Below are 18,772 nucleotides of genomic sequence, written 5' to 3'. Positions count from 1 at the left end.
GGTGCACAAGCGGAGGGTGGTGCCGTGTCGGCGCAGCACCACCCTCCGTCGTTTGTCACCGTTCCGCCAGAATCACTACCCCTCCTGCGCCCGCGCCCGCTCCACGACCGTGGCCAGATCCAGACTGTGCGGCAGCGTCCCGAAGGCCGAGCCCCAGTCCCCGCCCAGCCGTGAGGCGCAGAACGCGTCCGCGACCTCCGCCGGCGCCCAGCGCAGCAGCAGCGAGCCCTGCAGCACCAGGGTCATCCGCTCCACCAGTCGCCGGGCACGTGCCTCGACGGCGTCCAGGTCGGCCAGCTCCGTCAGCAGGTCCTTGATCGCCGCGTCGAGCCGGTGGTCCGCGCCCCGCGCCTTCCCGACCTCCTGGAGGAAGGCGTTGAGCGCCTGCGGCTCACGCTGCAGCGCCCGCAGCACATCGAGGGCCTGTACGTTGCCCGAGCCCTCCCAGATCGAGTTGAGCGGCGCCTCCCGCAGCAGCCGGGGCATTCCGGACTCCTCGACGTAACCGTTGCCGCCGAGGCATTCGAGTGCCTCCCCGACCACCGCGGTGCACCGCTTCGTCACCCAGTACTTGGCCGCAGGGACCGCGATCCGCAGGAAGGCCCGCTCCTCCTCCGTGTCCGCGTCGTAGGCGGCGGCCAGCCGCAGCGCGAGCGTCGTCGCCGCCTCCGACTCCAGGGCCAGGTCGGCCAGTACGTTACGCATCAGCGGCTTGTCGATCAGCAGCCCGCCGAACGCGCTGCGGTAGGCGCTGTGGTGGATCGCCTGTGCCACCGCCTGCCGCATCAGAGCCGCCGAACCGACCACGCAGTCCAGCCGGGTCGCCGCCACCATCTCGATGATGGTGCGCACCCCCCGCCCCTCCTCGCCGACCCGGCGGGCCCACGTCCCGTCGAACTCGACCTCGCTGGAGGCGTTGGACCTGTTGCCCAGCTTGTCCTTGAGGCGCTGGATCGCGAAGACGTTGCGCGCACCGTCCGGCAGGACCCGCGGCACGAGGAAGCAGCTCAGCCCGCCCGGCGCCTGCGCCAGCACCAGGAAACCGTCCGACATGGGCGCCGAACAGAACCACTTGTGGCCGGTGAGCAGATACTCCCCGTCGCCGGCCAGCGGCTCGGCCCGGGTGGTGTTGGACCGCACGTCGGTGCCGCCCTGCTTCTCCGTCATGCCCATCCCGAAGAGCACACCGGCCTTCTGTGACGCGGGACGCAGCCCCTCCTCGTACACGTGCGACGTCAGCAGCGGCTCCCACTCCGCGGCCAGCGCGGGGTCGGTCCGCAGCGCCGGGACCGCCGCGTGCGTCATCGACAGCGGGCATCCGTGGCCGGCTTCGGCCTGCGTCCAGACCAGGAACCCGGCCGCGCGCCTGACATGGCCGCCCTGCCTGCCCCAGGCGTCCGTCAGCCCGGCCGTGACCGCGTGACCCAGCAGCCGGTGCCAGGCCGGGTGGAAGTCCACCTCGTCGATGCGGTGCCCGTAGCGGTCGTGCGTACGCAGCTTCGGCGGGTTCTCGTTGGCCTGCGCACCCCACTCCTGGGCCTGCAGGGAGCCGGCGGACCGGCCCAGCCCGCTGAGCTCCTCCCGGGCCTCGTCGCGGATTCCGGGCGCGAGATGCCGCTCGACAGCCTCCGCCAGTGCCCGGTCGGCTGCGAAGACGTCATAGCCGACCAGCGGCGGAACCTGGTTGGTCACTGTGTGGGTGCTAGGTGCCATGCCGATACGGTAAGGAGGTGCAGGCAGCAAATGAAACACCCGAGCGGCCACCGGGTCGGCTCCACCGGGCTCGAGTCCTCTACCGCAACGTCTCGAAGCGGCAGATGGCATGGCAGTTGCTCAAGGACACGGTCAATTCGTGCATCGAGTACCGCATCCTCGGCCTCGCGGCCGAGGCGGCGTTCTTCACCCTGCTGTCCCTGCCACCGCTGCTGCTCGGCCTGATCGGGCTGCTCGGCTACGTCGACGACTGGACAGCCACCACCACGGTCGCCTCCATCGAGCGCAACATCCTGGGCGCGGTGCACACGGTGCTCTCCGAGCGGGGCGTCAAGGAGATCGCCGAGCCCCTCATAGCCGACGTGACCACGGGCGCGCGCCCCGACGTCATCTCCCTCGGCTTCGCGATCGCGCTCTGGTCGGGCTCGCGCGCGGTGAACGTCTTCATCGACACCATCACCGTGATGTACGGGCTCGACGGCCACCGCGGCATCGTCAAGACCCGTCTGCTCGCGTTCCTGCTGTACGTGGTCGCGCTGTTGCTGGGCGCGGTGGTGCTGCCGCTGCTGGTGGTCGGTCCCGACCGGGTGGTGGAGTTCGTCCCGTGGGGCACCGAGGTGCTCGCGGTCATGTACTGGCCGCTCGTGATACTGCTGTCCATCGCGTTCCTGACGACGCTCTACCACGTGTCCGTCCCCGTCCGTTCGCCGTGGATAGAGGACGTGCCCGGGGCGCTCGTGGCGCTCGGGATGTGGGTGGTGGGAAGCTTCCTGCTGCGGATCTACCTGACGAGCACCGTCGAAGGGCCCACCATCTACGGCTCGTTGGCCGCGCCCATCGCGGTCCTGCTCTGGATAGGGATCTCCGCCTTCGCCGTACTCGTGGGTGCCGCGGTGAACGCGGCGATCGACCGTGTCTGGCCCTCGCTCGCCACCGCCGCGGCCCGCGCCGCCAGTGACCGGATCAAGGCCGCCCAGGCCGCGGAGCTCGTGGCACGGGCCGCGAACTGGGACGTGTACGCCGACGAGGACGACGAGGAGGACGTGTTCATGCCGTCCGAATTCCCCGAGCGCTGGTCACGCTTCCTGCCCCCGGACGACGTGAAGTCCCGCCTGCACGGGAACCGGGACAAGGATTCCCCCTGAGGACCCGGGGGCTCTCCCGATAGCCTGGTGACATGGGCGCACGGTACGAGGAGCGGGCATCGCGCTTCGGCGGCGCGGTCCTCTGGACCTGGTCCGGGCCGCGCGAACCCTCACGGCCCGTCCTGCCCGACGGCTGCATGGACCTGCTGTGGGCCGGCGGGCGGCTGCTGGTGGCAGGCCCCGACACCCACGCCTTCACCCCCGCCGCGGCGCTCTCCGGCAGCTGCGCGGGCATCCGCTTCGCCCCCGGCACGGCACCCGCGCTCCTGGGCGTCCCCGCGCACGAGCTGCGCGACCGGCGGGTCGCGCTCGACGCCCTCTGGCCGGGCCCCGAGGTCCGCGGGCTCACCGAGCGGACCGGCGAGGCCGACGACCCGGCCGCCGCGCTGGAGGACATCGCCCTGCGCCGGGCAGCCGGCACCGAGCCCCCGGACCCGCTCACGGCGGCAGTCGCCGCACAGCTGCGGCAGGGGCGTTCCGTCGCCGCCACCGCGCGGGAGGTCGGGCTCGGCGCCCGCCAGCTGCACCGGCGCTCGCTGGCCGCGTTCGGCTACGGCCCCAAGACGCTGGCCAGGGTCCTCAGGCTGCAGCGCGCCCTGGACCTCGTACGGGCGGGAACGCCGTACGCCGAGGCCGCGTGCGCCGCGGGCTGTACGGACCAGGCGCACCTGGCCCGGGAGATGCGGGACCTGGCCGGGACGACCCTCGGCGGCTATCTGGCCGTGACGGGTCACGAGGGGTTGGCGGCGAACAGCGAGACCCCGCAGCCGTCCGGGTCGAGGACGACCGCGTAACGCTGGCCCCAGACGGCGTCCCAGGGCTCCAGACCGCCCTCGTAACCGGCGGCGGTCAGTCCGGCGTACACCGCGTCCACCTCCGCCGGGCTGTCGCAGAGGAAGGCGAGCCCGAGGCGCTCACCGCCCTTCGGAGCCGTCCAGCCGGGGTCGAACGAGCGGATGACGTCCTCGGTGTCCCACAGCAGGCGCTGCCCGCCCGGAAGGGTCACTTCGACATGGGGTGCCGATTCGGCCCCGGCGGGGATGTCGAGCCCGAGCCTTCGGTAGAAGGCGAGCGATGCGGCCATGTCGGCGGTGATGACGGAGATCGCGTCGAGTCGTGGAGTCATGGAACGACCGTACGGCGGGGGCCGTGAGCAGGTCTTGTACGAAACGGTCACGGCTCCCGGCGTACGGCTCAGGCGCAGTCGGCCGGCGAGGTGCCGGGGTCCGTCAGCGCCAGCCCCAGCTGAGCGCGCTCGGTGAGCCAGCGGGTCGGCCGGTGACGCGGGTCGCCGGTCGTGGCGTGCAGGGACCGCTGCAGCTCCAGCATCCGCGCGGCGCCGACCCGGTCGCCCCAGGCCAGCGGCCCCGCCGGGTACCCGAGGCCCGTCGTGACGGCGAGGTCGATGTCCGCCGGGGTGGCCAGCGAGCGTTCCGCGATCGATGCGGCGACCGAGACCATCGACGCGAGCAGCCGCTGCGCCACCGAGCCCGCGGTGTCCCGCACCACCGACACGGCCCAGGGGTCCTCGCCGTCCGCCGCGCGGGCCAGGACGGCGCGGGCGTCCCGCGCGGCGGCCGGGTCGGCCGCGGGCGTCACCGCGAGTACCCGCCGGCGGCCCGCCGGGGCCAGCGGGTCGACGCCGAAGGTGCGTGCGACGGGGAGTCCCAGCGAGGCGACGGAGGCCGCCACCGTGGTACCCCAGACCGGGACGAGGACGAGGGCGCGGTCGGAGGGCTCGGCACCGCTCTCGACCGTCGCTCCCGCGGCGGACAGCGCGGACCGCAGGGCTGCCGTGTCCTCTGCGCCCTCGCCGCCCGCGACGAACACCGGCCGGTCCGCGTCACCCGTCACCGGCGCCTCCGGGGCGGGGGCGGACGCCTCGGGACCGTACGCGAACCAGCCCTGCCCGGTCTTGCGGCCGTGCAGGCCCGCGGTCACCCGGTTCGGCGTCAGGTAGGAGGGGCGGAGCCGGTCCTCGTGACGGAAGCCCTGCCAGATCGAGTCGATCACGGCAGCCGTGACGTCGAGGCCGGTGAGATCCATCAGCTCGAAGGGGCCCATGCGCAGCCCCAGGACGTCCCGGGCGATCCGGTCGATGCCGGCAGGGTCGGCGACGGACTCCTCCAGCAGCGCCAGGGCCTCGGTCACCAGCCCCCGGCCCGCGTGGTTGACCAGGAAGCCGGGGGTGTCGGCGACGGTGACCGCGCGGTGGCCGCAGCTCTCGACCAGCTCCGTGAGAACCGCCGGGATCCCCGGACGGGTGGCGGCGCCCGGCACGACCTCGACGATCCTCATCAGCGGCACGGGGTTGAAGAAGTGCAGCCCCGCGAGCCGCCCCGGATCCCGGAGCGACGCGGCGATCCGGGTCACCGACAGGGACGAGGTGTTGGTCGCGAAGACCGCCGACTCCGGCAGGACCTGCTCCAGCTTCCCGAAGACCTCGGCCTTGGTGTCCAGGTCCTCCCGTACGGCCTCGATGACCAGCCCGACCTCCGGGCCGGGTGCCCACGGGTCGTCCAGCGGGACCAGCCGCTCCAGGGCCGCGTCCCGGTCCCCGGCGGACATCCGCCCCTTGTCCACCGCGCGCTCCAGCATGGACCGGACGAAGCCGACCGCCGCCGTCACCGCCTCGGTCCGGACGTCGCAGAGCTCTACGGTGTGTCCGCCGGCCGCCGCCCACTGGGCGATACCGCGTCCCATGGCTCCGGCGCCGACGATCCTGATACGCATGGCAGTTACGGTCCTCTCGGGGTGGGGATCGGGGAAGTGCTCCCCGGAATCGAGGGTGCCCTCAGCGAAGATAGACGCGGCCGGGGTCGACGTCCTCCCGGAGGAGCCGCAGCTCCGCGGCGGTCGGCGGCGGCACGGTGCCGACCGCGTCGGACACCTTCAGGTCCCAGCCGGTCGCCTCCCGGACCTGCTCGACCGTGACACCCGGGTGGACCGCGATCAGCTTCAGCTCCTCGCCGACACCCTCGCGTGCCAGGATGCCCAGTTCGGTGATGACCCGGGTGACTCCCGCGCCCAGCGGCCTGATCCCGTCGGCGAGCGCGCGGTCCGGTCCCGGGGTGGTGCAGAAGTCCAGGGTCCCGGTGAAGGAGCGCGGGTTGTGACGGCGCATCACCACGAACACCTCGTGGGAGTTGGCCATCACCTCGATCGCGCCGCCGGAACCGGGGAGCCGCACCGTGGGACTGTCCCAGTCGCCGATGACGGAGGCGTTGAGGTTGCCCCACCGGTCGATCTGTGCCGCGCCGAGGAAGCCCACGTCGATGTGGCCGCCCTGGAGCACGCAGCCGAAGAGCGCCGGCATCGACAGCACGGCCTCCGCGCCCGAGATGAGTACCGCGTCGGCGATGGTCTCCGGCAGATGCGAGGGGTGCGCCCCGCAGACCCCGGACTCGTACACGACCTCGATGTGCGGCGCGACGGTCAGACGGGCGAGCTCGGTGGCGAGCGTCGGCAGCCCGATGCCGGCGAACACCGTGCGGCGGGAGGCCAGTTCGCGGGAGGCGACGACGGAGAGCAACTCGGACGAGGTGACGGTCCCCGGTGCGGTGGTGGTCATGGTCCGTTCCTTCCCCTGCGGCGCGCTCACAGCCGCCGCCCGTAGTTCACCGGTTCGCTGAGCGCCTCGCCCACCGCGAGCCCCGCCCAGAAGTCCTCGCCCAGCTTGTCGACGTACTCGGCGTGGTCCGCCGTTCCGTACACCCACTCTGCCAGCCACGCCCGCAGCCGCTCCGGGTCCTTGCTGATGTGCGACCAGGCCCGGTAGAAGGCGTTGTCGCGGTCGTAGTACCCCTGCGCGAAGGACGGGTGCGCGCCGCGCGGGCAGACGACGACGGCGTCCACGGCGTGGGACGGGACGAGTGTGCGGTTGGGGTCCGAGCGGACCACCTCGTCCCCGACGATCTCCTCGACGACGACGATCGCCTTGTCCGCGGCGTACACCGCCTCGGCCTGGATGCCGGTCAGCCCCCAGATCTGGGTGTTGCCCCGGCGGTCGGCCCGTTGTGCGTGGATGATCGTCACGTCCGGGTTCACGGGTGGCACGACGTAGATCTGCTCCGGCTCCCCGCCGGGCCCGGGGTAGGGCGACGTCACCTTGCGCAGATCGCCGTTGACGGACGGCAGATCGCTGCCGCCGTAGCTGCGCAGCGGATAGAACGGCAGCCGCTGGGAGCCCGCGAGGTAGCGGCAGACCATCCCGTAGTGGCTGTACTCCTCGAAGGCCAGCGGAGCCGGGTCGGCGCGCTCGATCCTGCGCCGCAGCTCGCCGAGCGAACCGGCGGAGGAGTTGCCCACGAAAGAGGAGACCAGCCGCGAGACGCAGCCCGCCGCGATCATCTGGTCCACCACGATGTCCGCCGTCATCCGTACGACGGTGAGGTCCTTGCGGCCCTGCCGGATGATCTCGTGCCCGGCGGCGGTGGGCACGAGATGGGTGAACCCTTCGAGGCTGACGGTGGCCCCGTCGTGCACGAAGGAGGCGACGGCCTCCTTCATCGACATGACTTTGCCGGCCCCGTCGGCCGTATCCGTCCGCTCCACGGTGCTCCTCGGGCGAGTGCGTGCTGGTCGCCCTCACCGTGTCAGCGGCCATTGATTGCTGTCCAATACCAAATTAAGGTCGGATCAAGACTCATGGTTAATGAATGGAAGCCTCGATGGAACTGCGTCATCTGACCGCGTTCACCGCCGTCGCCGAGGAGCTGCACTTCGGCCGCGCCGCCAAGCGGCTCCAGATGGCGCAGCCCCCGCTCAGCCAGCAGATCCGGCAGCTGGAGAAGGAGCTCGGCGTCCAGCTCTTCGAGCGCAACACCCGCTCGGTGAGGCTCACCAGCGCGGGGGAGTCCTTCCTCGAACCCGTACGGACCGTGCTCGACGACCTCGACATCGCGGTACGCGCCGCGAAGGCCGCAGGGCGCGGGGAGTACGGCCGGGTCACCATCGGCTTCGCGGGAGCGTCGAGCCACGAGACGCTGCCCCTGCTGACCCGGGCCGTACGGGCCGCCCATCCCGGGATCGAGCTGGCCATGAAGGGCCAGACCTACGCCAACGTCGCCCTGTCCCGGGTCGCCGACGGCTCCCTCGACCTGGGATTCGTCCGGCTGCCGGTCACTCAGCCCGGGGTGGCCTACCGGGTGATCGACGAGGAGGAGCTGCTCTGCGCGCTGCCCTCCGACCACCCGCTCGCCCGCCTGGAGAGCATCCCGATCGGAATCCTCGCCGACGAACCCTTCGTCTCCTTCCCCGCGAACGCCGGCTCCACGGTGCGCGACGCGATGGTGCAGGTCTGCGAGGCCACCGGTTTCAACCCGCGCGTGGTGCAGGAGGCCCCCGACTCGTACACGATCCTGGCCCTCGTCGCTGCGGGCGTCGGCGTCACGCTCACGGTCTCCTCCGTCCGCCACATCCAGCAGAACGGGCTGGTCTACCGGTCCCTCGCCGGCCCGCCTGTCCGGCGTCAGGCGGCGCTGGCCTGGCGCACGGACAACCCCTCGGCCGCGCTCCGAGCGGTGCTCGCGGTCGCCGAGGAGGCCCTGCCCACGCCCTGAAGGTCTGATTGAGACGCGTGGCGTCTTGAATGTGCGGTAACTCGATATTGGACCGACTCAGTGGTCCAGTGCGAAGGTCACCCCACACACCCGAGCCGCCGAAAGGTGTTCCGCCGTGCCCGACCAGACCGATGTCGTCATCTGCGAACCGCTGCGCACCCCCATCGGGCGGTTCGGCGGAGCCTTCGCCCAGCAGACGCCCGCCGCGCTCGCCGCACGCGTCATCGCCGAGGTCGTCGCCCGTACGGGCATCGACCCGGACCGGGTGGACGAGGTGATCCTCGGACACGCCTACCCCTCGTCCGAGGCCCCCGCCATCGGCCGCGTCGCCGCCCTGGACGCCGGACTCCCCGACACCGTCACCGGCGCCCAGATCGACCGTCGCTGCGGCTCCGGGCTGCAGGCCGTCCTCGACGCGGCCATGCAGATCCGGGCCGGCTTCAGCGACGTCGTCGTCGCGGGCGGCGTCGATGTCATGAGCGCCGCCCCCTACTACACGCACGACGGACGCTGGGGCATCAAGGGCCCCGGCCTCCAGCTCCACGACTCCCTGGCCCGGGGCCGGGTCACCGCCGGCGGCGTCCACCACCCCGTGCCCGGCGGCATGATCGAGACCGCCGAGAACCTGCGCCGCGCGTACGGGATCAGCCGGGCCGACCAGGACGCCCTCGCCCTGCGCTCGCAGGCCCGCGCCGCCCGCGCCGCGCAGGAGGGGCGCTACGACGCGGAGACCGTCCCCGTGACCGTACGCACGAGGAAGGGCGAGACGGTCGTCACCGCCGACGAGCACCCCCGCCCCGACACCACCGCCGAGCAGCTCGCCGCGCTGCGCCCGATCATGTCCAAGGCCGACCCGGAGGCCACCGTCACCGCGGGCAACGCGAGCGGACAGAACGACGCGGCCGCGGCCTGCCTGGTCACCAGCGCCGCCACCGCCGAACGGCTCGGGCTCACCCCGCTCGTCCGTCTGGTCTCCTTCGCCCGCGCGGGTGTCCCCGCCGCGACGATGGGCATCGGCCCCGTCCCGGCCACCCGCGCGGCCCTCGGCCGTGCCGGTCTCACCCTCGCCGACCTCGACCTGATCGAGATCAACGAGGCGTTCGCCGCCCAGGTCCTGGCCTGCACCCGGGAGCTGGGACTCGGCGAGAAGGACCACGAGCAGCGCGTCAACGTCAACGGGTCCGGCGTCTCTCTCGGCCACCCGGTGGGCGCCACCGGCGCCCGCATCCTCGCCACGCTCAGCCGGGAGATGCACCGCAGCGAGGCACGCTACGGCCTGGAGACCATGTGCATCGGCGGCGGCCAGGGCCTCGCCGCGGTCTTCGAACGCATCGCCGCCTGACCCCTCCCCGTTCCCTTTCTCCGTCCCCTCTCCACCACGCGACCCAGGGCGTCTCGGGCGACGCCGGGTCAGCCGTGCCCTCATCCGCTTGATCAACGATGTTCACGGGAGCCACCATGAGTGCGAACACCGCAACCGCACGCGAGCGAACGAAAGCCGCCAACCGCGCAGGGTTCGGAGCCTTCATCGGCTCCACCATCGAGTGGTTCGACTTCTACATCTACGGAACCGCGGCAGCGCTCGTCTTCGACAAGGTGTTCTTCCCCGAACTCGAAGGTTCCATAGGCACCCTGGTCGCCTTCGCCACCTTCTGGGTCGGCTTCCTCGCCCGTCCCCTCGGCGGCATCATCTTCGGCCACTACGGCGACAAGCTCGGCCGGAAGAAGACCCTCGTCATCACCCTGCTGATGATGGGCGTCTCGACCACCGCGATCGGTCTGCTGCCCGGCTACGCCTCCATCGGCATCGCCGCCCCGATCCTGCTGGTCTGCATCCGCATGATCCAGGGCATCGGCCTCGGCGGGGAGTGGGGCGGCTCCGTCCTGATCGCCTCCGAGCACGCGCCCAAGGGCAAGTCCGTGCTGTACGGGGCGTTCGCCCAGCAGGGTTCGCCCGTCGGCAACACCCTCTCCACCGTGAGCTTCCTCGCCATCAGCCAGCTGCCCGACGACGCCTTCGTCTCCTGGGGCTGGCGGGTGCCGTTCCTCGCCTCCGCCGCACTCGTCATGGTGGGCCTGCTGGTCCGCCTGAAGGTCACCGAGTCCCCGGCGATGGCCAAGCTCATCGAGAAGAAGGAAGTCGTCAAGCTCCCGCTGACCGAGGTCCTGCGCAGCCACCCCATGCTGATCGTCCTCGGCATCGGCGCCTGCACCATCGGCCTCTCGGCGACGTACTTCAAGTCGACGTTCGCCCTGTCCTGGGCAACCACGTCCCTCGACTTCGACCGCAGCTCGTTCCTGACGATCATCCTCGTCGCCAACATCACCCAGATCATCGTCCAGCCCTTCGGCGCCCTCATCGCCACCCGGATGAAGAGCTGGTCCCGCGCGGTGACCGTGATGCTGCTTCCCGAGCTGATCCTGATGCCGGTGATGTTCCTCCTCATCAGCACCGAGAACTACGGCCTCGCGATGCTCGGCGTCGCCGTCGCCACGATCCCGCACTGCCTCTACTACGCGGCCCTCGCCGGCATGCTCGCCAGCCGCTTCCCGGCCCACCTGCGCTACACCGGCATCTCGCTCTGCTACCAGCTCTGCGGCACCCTGCTCGGCGGCACGACCCCGATCATCGGCCAGTTCCTGCTCAACCGCACCGGCTCGATCACCGCCGTCATCGCGTACGCCGTCTTCCAGGTGGCGCTGACCCTGGGCTGCATGCTCCTCCTGCTCAAGCGCCCCAACCACGACGAGCAGGCCGCGGAGCCCGTCGCCACGCCCCGCACCGCGCCCGTCACCGCCTGACCACACCCCCGTACGAGCAGAACGGAGCACCACCGATGCCCCTGACCGTCAACGGCGTCCCGGAGATCCTCGCCCTCGGCGGGCGCGACCTCGGGCACTCGGAGTGGAAGGAGGTCACCCAGGAGCTGATCGACGCCTACGCCTACGTCTCGGGGGACCACCAGTGGATCCACACCGACGTGGAACGCGCCGCCGCCGGCCCGTACGGGCGCACCATCGCCCACGGCTACATGGTGCTCAGCTGGGGCATCCCGATGCTCGGCGAGCTGCTCCAGGTCCATGGCGTGGGACGCGCGCTCAACTACGGGGTCAACCGGGTCAGGTACCCGGCGCCCGTCCCCGTCGGCAGCCGCGTACGGCTGCACGCGTCCGTCGCGGAGGTCACGGAGGTCGCGCGGGGCGGCGTGCAGATGACCCGGGCCTTCACCTTCGAGCTCGAAGGGTCGCAGAAGCCGGCCTGCGTCGCGGAGTCGCTGACGCACTACTACCCCTGACGGCCGTACGTCCCGTCAGGGGCGGCCCGGGGGAGTTCGCGCGCGAGGAGCTCGGCCAGGTGCAGACCGGTCCGGCCGGTCAGATCGGCGATCTGGGTCCGGCAGGAGTAACCGTCGGCGAGGACGGCCGTGCCCTCCCGCGCACCGCGCAGGGCGGGCAGGAGCTGGTGCTCGGCCACCGCGACGGACACCTCGTAATGGCCCTTCTCGGCACCGAAGTTGCCGGCCAGCCCGCAGCATCCGCCCAGGCGCCGGACCCTGGCACCCGCGGACTCCAGGAGCTCCGCGTCGGTGTCCCATCCCATCACCGCGTGGTGGTGGCAGTGGGGCTGGGCGACGACCTCGCGTCCGCCCAGATCCGGGGGCGCCCAGGCCGGGGTGGCGGCCAGCAGTTCGGCGAGGGTGCGGGTGGCTTCGGCGACCGGCCGGGCCCTGTCCCGGCCCAGGAGCTCCAGGGAGTCCGAGCGGATCGAGGCGGTGCACGACGGCTCCATGCCGACGATGGGCGTGCCCGGGGCCGCCGCGGCCCCCAGGACGTCGACCGTCCTTCCGAGGAGTCTGCGTGCGGTGTCGAGCTGCCCCGTGGAGATCCAGGTGAGACCGCAGCAGAGCTGTTCCCGGGTGATCTGCGGCCGGTACCCGGCGTCCTCCAGGACACGGACGGTGGCGACGCCCACTCCGGGGGAGAAGTGGTCGGTGAAGGAGTCCACGAAGAGCAGCACGGGTCTGCCGCCGGCGTCGCGCCCGGGCCGGGTCCGCTCGAACCACTTCCGGAAGGTCTCGCGCGGGAACGACGGCACGGTCCGCCGGCCGTCCACGCCGGCCGCCGCCAGCGCGAGCGGGGCGATGCCGGGAAGCCGTGCCACCCGGTTGACCAGGCCGGGGGCGTGAGCGGCGAGGCGCGCCCAACGAGGAAGCCGCCCCAGGGAGTAGTGGATGGCGGGGCGGATCCGGTGCCGGTAGCTCTGGTGGAGCACTTCGGACTTGTACGCGGCCATGTCCACGCCCGTGGGGCAGTCCGAGAGGCAGCCCTTGCACGACAGACACAGGTCGAGGGCCTCATGGACCTCCGGCGACCGCCAACCCGATCCGACCAGCGTCCCGTTGACCATTTCCTGGAGAACCCGGGCCCGGCCGCGGGTGGAGTCCTTCTCCTCCTTCGTCGCCAGGTACGACGGGCACATCACACCCCCGGCGGAGGTGTTGTCCGCCCGGCACTTGCCGACGCCCGTGCAGCGGTGCACCGCCTGGGTGAAGTCGCCGCCGTCCTCCTCGTACAGCAGGGCGAGCCGGCGACTCACCCGTCGCGCGGCGGGGAAGCGCAGGTCGGCGTCGACGGGCCGGGGATCGACGAGGACACCGGGGTTCAGGATGTTGTCGGGGTCGAACACGGCCTTGACGCCGGCGAACAGCTCCAGGGCCTCGGGCGAGTACATGGCGGACAGCAGTTCGCTCCTGGCCCGCCCGTCCCCGTGCTCACCGGAGAGCGAGCCGCCGTACCCGGCGACGAGTTCGGCGGCCTCGCCGAGGAACGCGCGAAGAACGGCGCTGCCCCCGGGTCTGTCGAGAGGCAGGTCCAGCCGGATGTGGAGACAGCCGTCGCCGAAGTGGCCGTAAGGCAGCCCGGTGACGCCGAACCGGTCCATCAGCCGCTCGAAGTCGCGCAGATAGCCGCCGAGTGCCGCAGGGGGGACTGCCGAGTCCTCCCACCCGGCATGCGCCGGAAGGCCCGCCGGGCTGCGTCCCGACAGGCCCGCACCGTCCTCACGGATGCGCCAGAGCGCCGCCGCCCGGGCGGGGTCGGAGACGACCAGGCTGTCCTGCGCCCCGCATTCCCGGCCCACCGCGCGGGCCCTGTCGGTGAGTTCGCCGAGGGAGTCGCCCGACACCTCGACGAACAGCCACGCCCCGCCCGCCGGCAGCGGAGGCACGGCACCGGCTCCGTGGCGCGCCCGGACCACGTCGACGATGCGTGAGTCGATCGCCTCGCACGCCGTCGGCCGGTGTGCCACCGCCGCGGGCGCGTGGTCCGCCGCCGTGGCGATGTCCGGGTAGCCGAGGACCACGAGAACGCGGTGGAGGGGGTCGGTGACCAGGCGGACGGTGGCCTGTGTGGACACGGCCAGCGTTCCTTCGCTGCCGACGAGGAACCGGGCGACGTCGAAGCGGTTCTCCGGCAGGAGGTGCTCCAGCGCGTACCCGGACACCTGGCGGCCGAACGTGCCGAACTCGGTCCGGATGGTGGCCAGGCCCGCGCCGACGATGCTCCGCAGCGCGGCCAGCTGCGTACTCCCGGGCATCCGGCCGGGCGGCGAGGTGAGGGCGAGTGCGCTGCCGGTGCCCGTCAGCACGGTGAGCCCGAGGACGTTGTCGGACGTCCGGCCGTACGCCAGCGTCCGGGAGCCACACGCGTTGTTCCCGATCATCCCGCCGATCGTGCAGCGGGTGTGGGTGGACGGGTCGGGGCCGAAGCGCAGACCGTGACCGGCAGCGGCCCTCTGCAGGGTGGCGTGCACCGTGCCAGGTTCGACGGTCGCGGACCTGGTGGCCGGGTCGATCTCCAGTACGCGGTTCATGTGGCGGCTGAAGTCCATGACGACGCCCGGCCCGATGGAGTTTCCCGCCACCGAGGTCCCCGCGCCCCGTGAGGTGAGGGCGACCCCCCGCCGCCGGCAGACCTCCAGCGTCGCGGCGGCCTCCTCGGCCGAACGGGGCCGGACGACGACGAGCGGCGGCACACGGTAGAGGGAGGCGTCGGTGGAGTGGGTGGCCCGCGACGTCGTGTCGGTGAGGACGTCGCGGACGCCCGCTCGGCGCAGGTCGGTGCGGACCGCTGCGCCGAGACGGGATGGGCGGGGCTCAGTCGTCGACAAGGCCACTTCCGACGGTTCCGGGCTTGCTCGTGGTGAACGCGATGGCCAGAGCATAGGGGAAGGAGAAACCGGTGGACCGGAACCGCGTGGGGAAGAGCTCAGGCCACGTCCCGGCCCACCGGGTCCTTCCGCTCGGTCCCTACCGCCTCGGTGGGCGCGGCCAGATGGTCCCTCGGCGCGTCGGGGTCCGTCAGCCGGTTCAGCCGGGCGGGTATGTCGAAGCCGACCAGCAGCACCACGATCACCGTCCCCGCGAAGGTCAGCACCGCCAGGGCCTGCCCCAGGTCCATCCCCGACGCCAGGTGCGCGCCGAGGACCGGCGCGACGGCCCCGCCGAGCGCCCCCACGTTGTACGTGAAGCCCAGCGCGGCCCCACGGTTCGCGGTCGGGAAGTGGCCTCCGAGCACCAGCAGGTCGTCCTGCACCGCGAAGACCGGGCAGACGAAGGCCGGCGCGGCCAGCAGCGTCAGCGCGTACGCCGCAACCCTGCGGGGCAGGCCGCCCGCACGGCGAAGGGCCGGTCCCGCAGCCGAGCTGCCGGACCGGCCCCTACGTGTCCTGTGTCAGTTGCGGCGGGTGCGGCGCATCAGGACCGCTCCGCCGAGAAGCAGTGCGGCGCTCGCGCCGGCGGCCATGCCGATGCCGGCCGCACCGGTCTCGGCGAGCTGGGTGTCGGGGGTGTTCGGGCTGTGGTGGCCGGCCGGCGGCTGGGCGGCCGGCGGCTCGTCCACCGGCGGCTTCGAGACCGGGGGCTCGTCCACGGGGGGCTTGGAGGTGGGCGGCTCGTCCACCGGCGGCTTCGAGGTCGGCGGCTCGTCCACCGGCGGCTCGACCGGCGGGTGCTCGTGCCCGTGCCCGTGGCCGCTCTCGTTGACGCAGCTGTTGCCGAAGACGGGGTTCAGCAGACCCGCGGCGTCGACGCTGTTGCCGCAGGCGTTCACCGGGACCTCGACCGGAACCTGGGCGAGGTTGCCCGACAGGACCCCCGGCGAGCCGGTGGCCGCGCCCTCGGCGCTCGCGCCGGACCCCGCGTCGTCGTGGTCCTTGCCGGAGTCCACGTTCGCGCAGGTGTTGCCGAAGGCAGGGTTCAGCAGACCGATCACGTCGACGGTGTTGCCGCAGAGGTTGACCGGGACGTGCACCGGGACCTGAACGGCGTTGCCCGAGCCGACACCGGGCGAACCCGCGGCGACTCCGTCGGCCGAGGCGTCGGCGTGTGCGTAACCCCCGGCGGCGGTCAGGATGCCCGACGCAGCCGCCATGACGATCATGCTTTTATTCAGAACCTGTCGCATTACATGCCCTTCTCCGGGAAATTCGCGTGGGCGGTGACCCCGATAGGGAGTCATTCCGGCTACGCGGACGACTTCCTAACGACCTGGGGGTTGCGGGGGAAACTCGGAGAACCGTGGAAATCTTGTAACCACTCGAAAGGGTTGTGCGCGGGTGTTCGCTTGACAGATGGATTCCTGGCATTCGGGTGAACGGGCGGAACCAACCGCCCGGAGGCGAGTTGATCAGGGCGCTCCGCTGCGGGGCACTCGGTACAAGAAGGGTTCATCGTGATCAAGAAGGTTCTGGCCACGGGCGCCGTCGCCGCCTCCATCCTCGGGCTCACGGCAACGAGCGCCATGGCCATCGGCGACGACACGGGCACCACGGTGGTCAACGGCAACGGTGCCGAGTCGGAGTTCGGAAACTCCGCGACCAAGGGCGACATGAGCCCGCAGCTCAGCCTTGTCCAGGGCTCGCTGAACAAGCCTTGCATCGCCCTGCCGGTCAAGGGCAACGTGGCTACGCTTGCCGGTGGCACTCCGATCGCGGTCCAGGACCTCAACGTCCTGTCCTCCCCGCAGAACCAGCAGTGCACGGACAACTCCACCCAGGCCAAGGGCGACGAGCCGCTGTCGCACATCCTGTCGGACATTCCGGTTCTCTCAGGCAACGGTGCCGACAACGGCTGACCGAGCCTCAACGACCGGCCCGGGCCGCCGACACTCCTCCATCGTGCGGCCCGGGCCTGCAGCATTCGGGCGGTTTTCCGCGAAACGGCTCCCATAGTATTTCGATGTCGCCCGCCAATTGTTACGGATTACAGCTCCGGAGTTACGAGCGCATTCACGTAATCGCTCGTGCGGCACGAAAGACGTGCCCGCCCAGGACTCCGCTGCAGAAAGGGATGAAAGTGAAGTACACCAAGGTTGCCGCCGTCGCCGCCGGAACCCTCATGGCGCTCGGCGCCGCTGCCCCGGCCATGGCTGACGCCGGCGCCGGGGCCGTTGCCGTAGGTTCCCCGGGCTTCCTGTCCGGCAACGTCGTGCAGATTCCGATCCACCACCAGGTCAACTTCTGCGGCAACACCCTGCACAGCTTCGGCCTGCTGAGCCCGGCCTTCGGCAACGTCTGCGTCAACCGCTGATCCACTGACCCGGAGCTGATCGCTCATCACCGGAAGGCCCCGGACCGCACCCTGTGGTCCGGGGCCTTCCTGTCGCGTGCGGCTCCGCGCACGCGACGCGGGGCGCCGGGCAGGGGGTCCGTGAAGGGACCGGGGAGGACTCACGGAAAGGCCCGGGGGATGTCCCGGGAATTGCGGGACGGGGGCCGGGAGAAGTCCGGGAGAGGGAGAGCCGGTGGACATGGGGAAGAGCTCCGCGGTAAAAAGCCGCCCTTGTGCAGTTGCCGGTTCGCGTACGGCTCGTTAGGCCTGGTGGAAGCGGTGGAAGTCACAGGCGAAGAAAGCTTGTGCGGCGCGGGAACGCGACCGAAACCCACGCCGCTGCAGAAGGGAATTCGAAAGTGAAGTACGCGAAGACCGCCGCGTTCGTTGCCGGTTCCGTGGTCGCTCTCGGAACGGCTGCGCCCGCCTTCGCTGCTCCTGCCACGTCCCCCACGCTCAGCCTCACCACCGGTGTGAACCACCTCATGGCCAGCACTCCGCAGATCATCGACCCCGTGGTCGACACGGTCGGCAGTGCGACCAAGAAGGTTCACGAGGACGGCACGGTGAGCAAGCTGGCGGGCGAGGCGACCGGTGTGGCGGCCGGGGCCGCCCCCCTGATCGGCGGCCTGCCGGTCGGCGGCTGATCCGCCGCACCGCGGAAGTGTTCTCCATTCAGCGCATTTTCTCCGGTGCCCGGTCCGGCGCATTCCATGGCCGACCGGAGACATACGCACCGTTCGAGTGAATTGGCGCAACCGAGCCCGCCGGAACGAGTTGTTCAGAATGCTCCGGACAGGCGGGCAACAGAAAATCCAGAAGGGCGATTTCATGATCAAGAAGGTTCTGGCGTCGGCTGCGGTCGCAGCCTCCGTCGCGGGCATCTCGGCTGCCGCGGCTCCCGCCGCCATGGCGACCGGCAACGACCACGGCACCACCGCGGTCAACGGCAACGGTGCCGCGCAGTACTACGGCAACAGCAGCACCACGGGTGACATGAGCCCCCAGATCGGCCTGATTCAGGGCTCGTTCAACAAGCCCTGCATCGCCCTGCCGGCGAAGGCCAACATCGGTACGCTCCTCGGACTCGCGCCGATCTCGCTCCAGGACATGAACGTCCTGTCCTCCCCGCAGAACCAGCAGTGCACGGAGAACTCCACCCAGGCGAAGGGTGACGAGGCGCTGTCGCACATCCTCAACGACATCCCGATCCTGTCGGCGAACGGCGCGGGCAACCGCTGACCTCGCGCGGTGCGACGGGGCCGGTCCGTCGGCGCGGTGACTGCTCTCCCGGGGGAGCGGCAGCTGGGGCGGACCGGCCCTTTTCCGTGTGCCCCGGGCCGGTCGGGTAGCCCGATAGTGCGGAGATTGGCCCGTTTGCCGCACCGCAGGCCGACTCGTCCGCGCCGGTCGGGTAGGGCCCCCTCATGGACCAGTACGACAGTCAGTCCCGCCGGAACGCCGACGGGCCGCCGAACCGCTCCACCCCGATCTACGACCGGCTGCTCGCCGAATGGCACGAGGCGGGCCGGGACGTCGGGCAGAAGGCGCCCCGGGCGCCGGACCTGGAGCGGGCCGGTGTCTTCGTTCCGGCGGCCCGCACGGCGGACGGTACGGACGGCGGGTGCTGAGCCAAGCTCCCGGCGGCGCTATGTCGACCTCGCGCCGCGTCGGACCCGATTGAGTGGTGTAGCGGAACTTCGTCGTCCGCTTTCGGTTATCAGTACGTCCCACAACGGGATCA

Annotated in this window: 18 protein-coding genes and 1 pseudogene; 11 read left to right on the top strand and 8 right to left on the bottom strand. The window is 71.5% G+C overall.

The window, feature by feature from the left end; genetic code table 11:
- Positions 1-75: 75 nt before the first annotated feature.
- Positions 76-1,713 (bottom strand): acyl-CoA dehydrogenase family protein, encoded by a 1,638-nt coding sequence (locus tag ACIBCU_RS18535; protein ID WP_362936711.1) that lies wholly within the window; start codon positions 1,711-1,713, stop codon positions 76-78.
- A 17-nt stretch (positions 1,714-1,730) separates the two neighbouring features.
- On the opposite strand from ACIBCU_RS18535, the gene ACIBCU_RS18530 reads away from it, so the two are divergent.
- Both ACIBCU_RS18530 and ACIBCU_RS18525 read left to right on the top strand, forming a co-directional pair.
- Positions 1,731-2,858, top strand: a complete 1,128-nt coding sequence (locus ACIBCU_RS18530) for a YihY/virulence factor BrkB family protein (RefSeq protein WP_362936714.1) — start codon at positions 1,731-1,733, stop codon at positions 2,856-2,858.
- A 32-nt stretch (positions 2,859-2,890) separates the two neighbouring features.
- Positions 2,891-3,652 carry a DUF6597 domain-containing transcriptional factor gene (locus ACIBCU_RS18525; RefSeq protein ID WP_399232437.1) on the top strand — a complete coding sequence of 254 codons (762 nt, stop codon included), beginning with the start codon at positions 2,891-2,893 and terminating at the stop codon, positions 3,650-3,652.
- Here the strand turns inward: ACIBCU_RS18525 and ACIBCU_RS18520 are convergent.
- The 4 genes from ACIBCU_RS18520 to ACIBCU_RS18505 form a co-directional block, all read right to left on the bottom strand.
- The gene (locus ACIBCU_RS18520; RefSeq protein ID WP_399232435.1) at positions 3,589-3,984 is read right to left on the bottom strand and encodes a VOC family protein; all 396 of its coding nucleotides are present in this window, start codon (positions 3,982-3,984) and stop codon (positions 3,589-3,591) included. The genes ACIBCU_RS18525 and ACIBCU_RS18520 overlap by 64 nt on opposite strands.
- Positions 3,985-4,052: 68 nt before the next feature.
- Positions 4,053-5,591: a 3-hydroxyacyl-CoA dehydrogenase gene (locus ACIBCU_RS18515; RefSeq protein ID WP_362936723.1), complete on the bottom strand. Its 1,539-nt coding sequence runs from the start codon at positions 5,589-5,591 to the stop codon at positions 4,053-4,055.
- Positions 5,592-5,652: 61 nt separating this feature from the next.
- On the bottom strand, positions 5,653-6,429 hold the full coding sequence (locus tag ACIBCU_RS18510) for a CoA-transferase subunit beta (RefSeq protein WP_399232431.1): 777 nt from the start codon (positions 6,427-6,429) through the stop codon (positions 5,653-5,655).
- A gap of 26 nt (positions 6,430-6,455) precedes the next feature.
- A complete protein-coding gene (locus ACIBCU_RS18505) occupies positions 6,456-7,373 on the bottom strand; it encodes a CoA transferase subunit A (protein ID WP_399233047.1) in 918 nt (305 codons plus the stop codon).
- Positions 7,374-7,528: 155 nt separating this feature from the next.
- Between ACIBCU_RS18505 and ACIBCU_RS18500 the strand changes: the two genes are divergently transcribed.
- The 4 genes from ACIBCU_RS18500 to ACIBCU_RS18485 all read left to right on the top strand — a co-directional run bounded on the left by ACIBCU_RS18500 (position 7,529) and on the right by ACIBCU_RS18485 (position 11,715).
- A complete protein-coding gene (locus ACIBCU_RS18500; protein ID WP_104784572.1) occupies positions 7,529-8,419 on the top strand; it encodes a LysR family transcriptional regulator in 891 nt (296 codons plus the stop codon).
- Between the two features lie 115 nt (positions 8,420-8,534).
- On the top strand, positions 8,535-9,761 hold the full coding sequence (locus ACIBCU_RS18495) for an acetyl-CoA C-acetyltransferase (protein ID WP_362939825.1): 1,227 nt from the start codon (positions 8,535-8,537) through the stop codon (positions 9,759-9,761).
- 116 nt (positions 9,762-9,877) lie between these two features.
- Positions 9,878-11,221: an MFS transporter gene (locus ACIBCU_RS18490; protein ID WP_362939827.1), complete on the top strand. Its 1,344-nt coding sequence runs from the start codon at positions 9,878-9,880 to the stop codon at positions 11,219-11,221.
- A 35-nt stretch (positions 11,222-11,256) separates the two neighbouring features.
- Complete coding sequence (locus tag ACIBCU_RS18485; RefSeq protein WP_399232429.1) at positions 11,257-11,715, top strand: MaoC family dehydratase; 459 nt, start codon at positions 11,257-11,259, stop codon at positions 11,713-11,715.
- On the opposite strand, the gene ACIBCU_RS18480 is transcribed toward ACIBCU_RS18485, so the two are convergent.
- The 3 genes and pseudogenes from ACIBCU_RS18480 to ACIBCU_RS18470 all read right to left on the bottom strand — a co-directional run bounded on the left by ACIBCU_RS18480 (position 11,706) and on the right by ACIBCU_RS18470 (position 15,883).
- Positions 11,706-14,594: an FAD-binding and (Fe-S)-binding domain-containing protein gene (locus ACIBCU_RS18480; protein ID WP_399232427.1), complete on the bottom strand. Its 2,889-nt coding sequence runs from the start codon at positions 14,592-14,594 to the stop codon at positions 11,706-11,708. The two genes, ACIBCU_RS18485 and ACIBCU_RS18480, sit on opposite strands and share 10 nt — an antisense overlap.
- 92 nt (positions 14,595-14,686) lie before the next feature.
- A pseudogene (locus ACIBCU_RS18475) lies at positions 14,687-15,094 on the bottom strand (MFS transporter); the annotation flags it as partial.
- A gap of 57 nt (positions 15,095-15,151) precedes the next feature.
- Positions 15,152-15,883, bottom strand: coding sequence for a chaplin (locus ACIBCU_RS18470; RefSeq protein ID WP_399232426.1), 732 nt, complete (start codon positions 15,881-15,883; stop codon positions 15,152-15,154).
- Between the two features lie 267 nt (positions 15,884-16,150).
- Here ACIBCU_RS18470 and ACIBCU_RS18465 point away from each other — a divergent pair, with 267 nt between their 5' ends.
- The 5 genes from ACIBCU_RS18465 (at position 16,151) to ACIBCU_RS18445 (ending at position 18,659) form a co-directional block, all read left to right on the top strand.
- Positions 16,151-16,552: a rodlin gene (locus ACIBCU_RS18465; protein WP_362939840.1), complete on the top strand. Its 402-nt coding sequence runs from the start codon at positions 16,151-16,153 to the stop codon at positions 16,550-16,552.
- Between the two features lie 221 nt (positions 16,553-16,773).
- On the top strand, positions 16,774-17,007 hold the full coding sequence (locus tag ACIBCU_RS18460) for a chaplin (RefSeq protein WP_399232423.1): 234 nt from the start codon (positions 16,774-16,776) through the stop codon (positions 17,005-17,007).
- A 380-nt stretch (positions 17,008-17,387) separates the two neighbouring features.
- Positions 17,388-17,675: a hypothetical protein gene (locus tag ACIBCU_RS18455; RefSeq protein WP_362939846.1), complete on the top strand. Its 288-nt coding sequence runs from the start codon at positions 17,388-17,390 to the stop codon at positions 17,673-17,675.
- Between the two features lie 184 nt (positions 17,676-17,859).
- A complete protein-coding gene (locus ACIBCU_RS18450; RefSeq protein ID WP_399232421.1) occupies positions 17,860-18,270 on the top strand; it encodes a rodlin in 411 nt (136 codons plus the stop codon).
- Positions 18,271-18,455: 185 nt separating this feature from the next.
- Positions 18,456-18,659, top strand: coding sequence for a hypothetical protein (locus tag ACIBCU_RS18445; protein WP_399232419.1), 204 nt, complete (start codon positions 18,456-18,458; stop codon positions 18,657-18,659).
- Positions 18,660-18,772 lie beyond the last annotated feature (113 nt).

The organism is Streptomyces sp. NPDC051064, from assembly GCF_044455985.1.
In the GTDB taxonomy this organism is placed as follows: domain Bacteria; phylum Actinomycetota; class Actinomycetes; order Streptomycetales; family Streptomycetaceae; genus Streptomyces.
Note: the sequence above shows the minus strand (reverse complement) of the source record. Positions and strands in the feature narration are given on the sequence as shown.

Bases quoted from the DNA above. Each gene is read 5' to 3' on its own strand.
- ACIBCU_RS18510 (WP_399232431.1), bottom strand. From the start codon at position 6,429: ATGACCACCACCGCACCGGGGACCGTCACCTCGTCCGAGTTGCTCTCC.
- ACIBCU_RS18500 (WP_104784572.1), top strand. From the start codon at position 7,529: ATGGAACTGCGTCATCTGACCGCGTTCACCGCCGTCGCCGAGGAGCTG.
- ACIBCU_RS18450 (WP_399232421.1), top strand. From the start codon at position 17,860: ATGATCAAGAAGGTTCTGGCGTCGGCTGCGGTCGCAGCCTCCGTCGCG.
- ACIBCU_RS18520 (WP_399232435.1), bottom strand. From the start codon at position 3,984: ATGACTCCACGACTCGACGCGATCTCCGTCATCACCGCCGACATGGCC.
- ACIBCU_RS18445 (WP_399232419.1), top strand. From the start codon at position 18,456: ATGGACCAGTACGACAGTCAGTCCCGCCGGAACGCCGACGGGCCGCCG.
- ACIBCU_RS18535 (WP_362936711.1), bottom strand. From the start codon at position 1,713: ATGGCACCTAGCACCCACACAGTGACCAACCAGGTTCCGCCGCTGGTC.
- ACIBCU_RS18525 (WP_399232437.1), top strand. From the start codon at position 2,891: ATGGGCGCACGGTACGAGGAGCGGGCATCGCGCTTCGGCGGCGCGGTC.
- ACIBCU_RS18490 (WP_362939827.1), top strand. From the start codon at position 9,878: ATGAGTGCGAACACCGCAACCGCACGCGAGCGAACGAAAGCCGCCAAC.
- ACIBCU_RS18515 (WP_362936723.1), bottom strand. From the start codon at position 5,591: ATGCGTATCAGGATCGTCGGCGCCGGAGCCATGGGACGCGGTATCGCC.
- ACIBCU_RS18485 (WP_399232429.1), top strand. From the start codon at position 11,257: ATGCCCCTGACCGTCAACGGCGTCCCGGAGATCCTCGCCCTCGGCGGG.
- ACIBCU_RS18470 (WP_399232426.1), bottom strand. From the start codon at position 15,883: ATGCGACAGGTTCTGAATAAAAGCATGATCGTCATGGCGGCTGCGTCG.
- ACIBCU_RS18505 (WP_399233047.1), bottom strand. From the start codon at position 7,373: ATGTCGATGAAGGAGGCCGTCGCCTCCTTCGTGCACGACGGGGCCACC.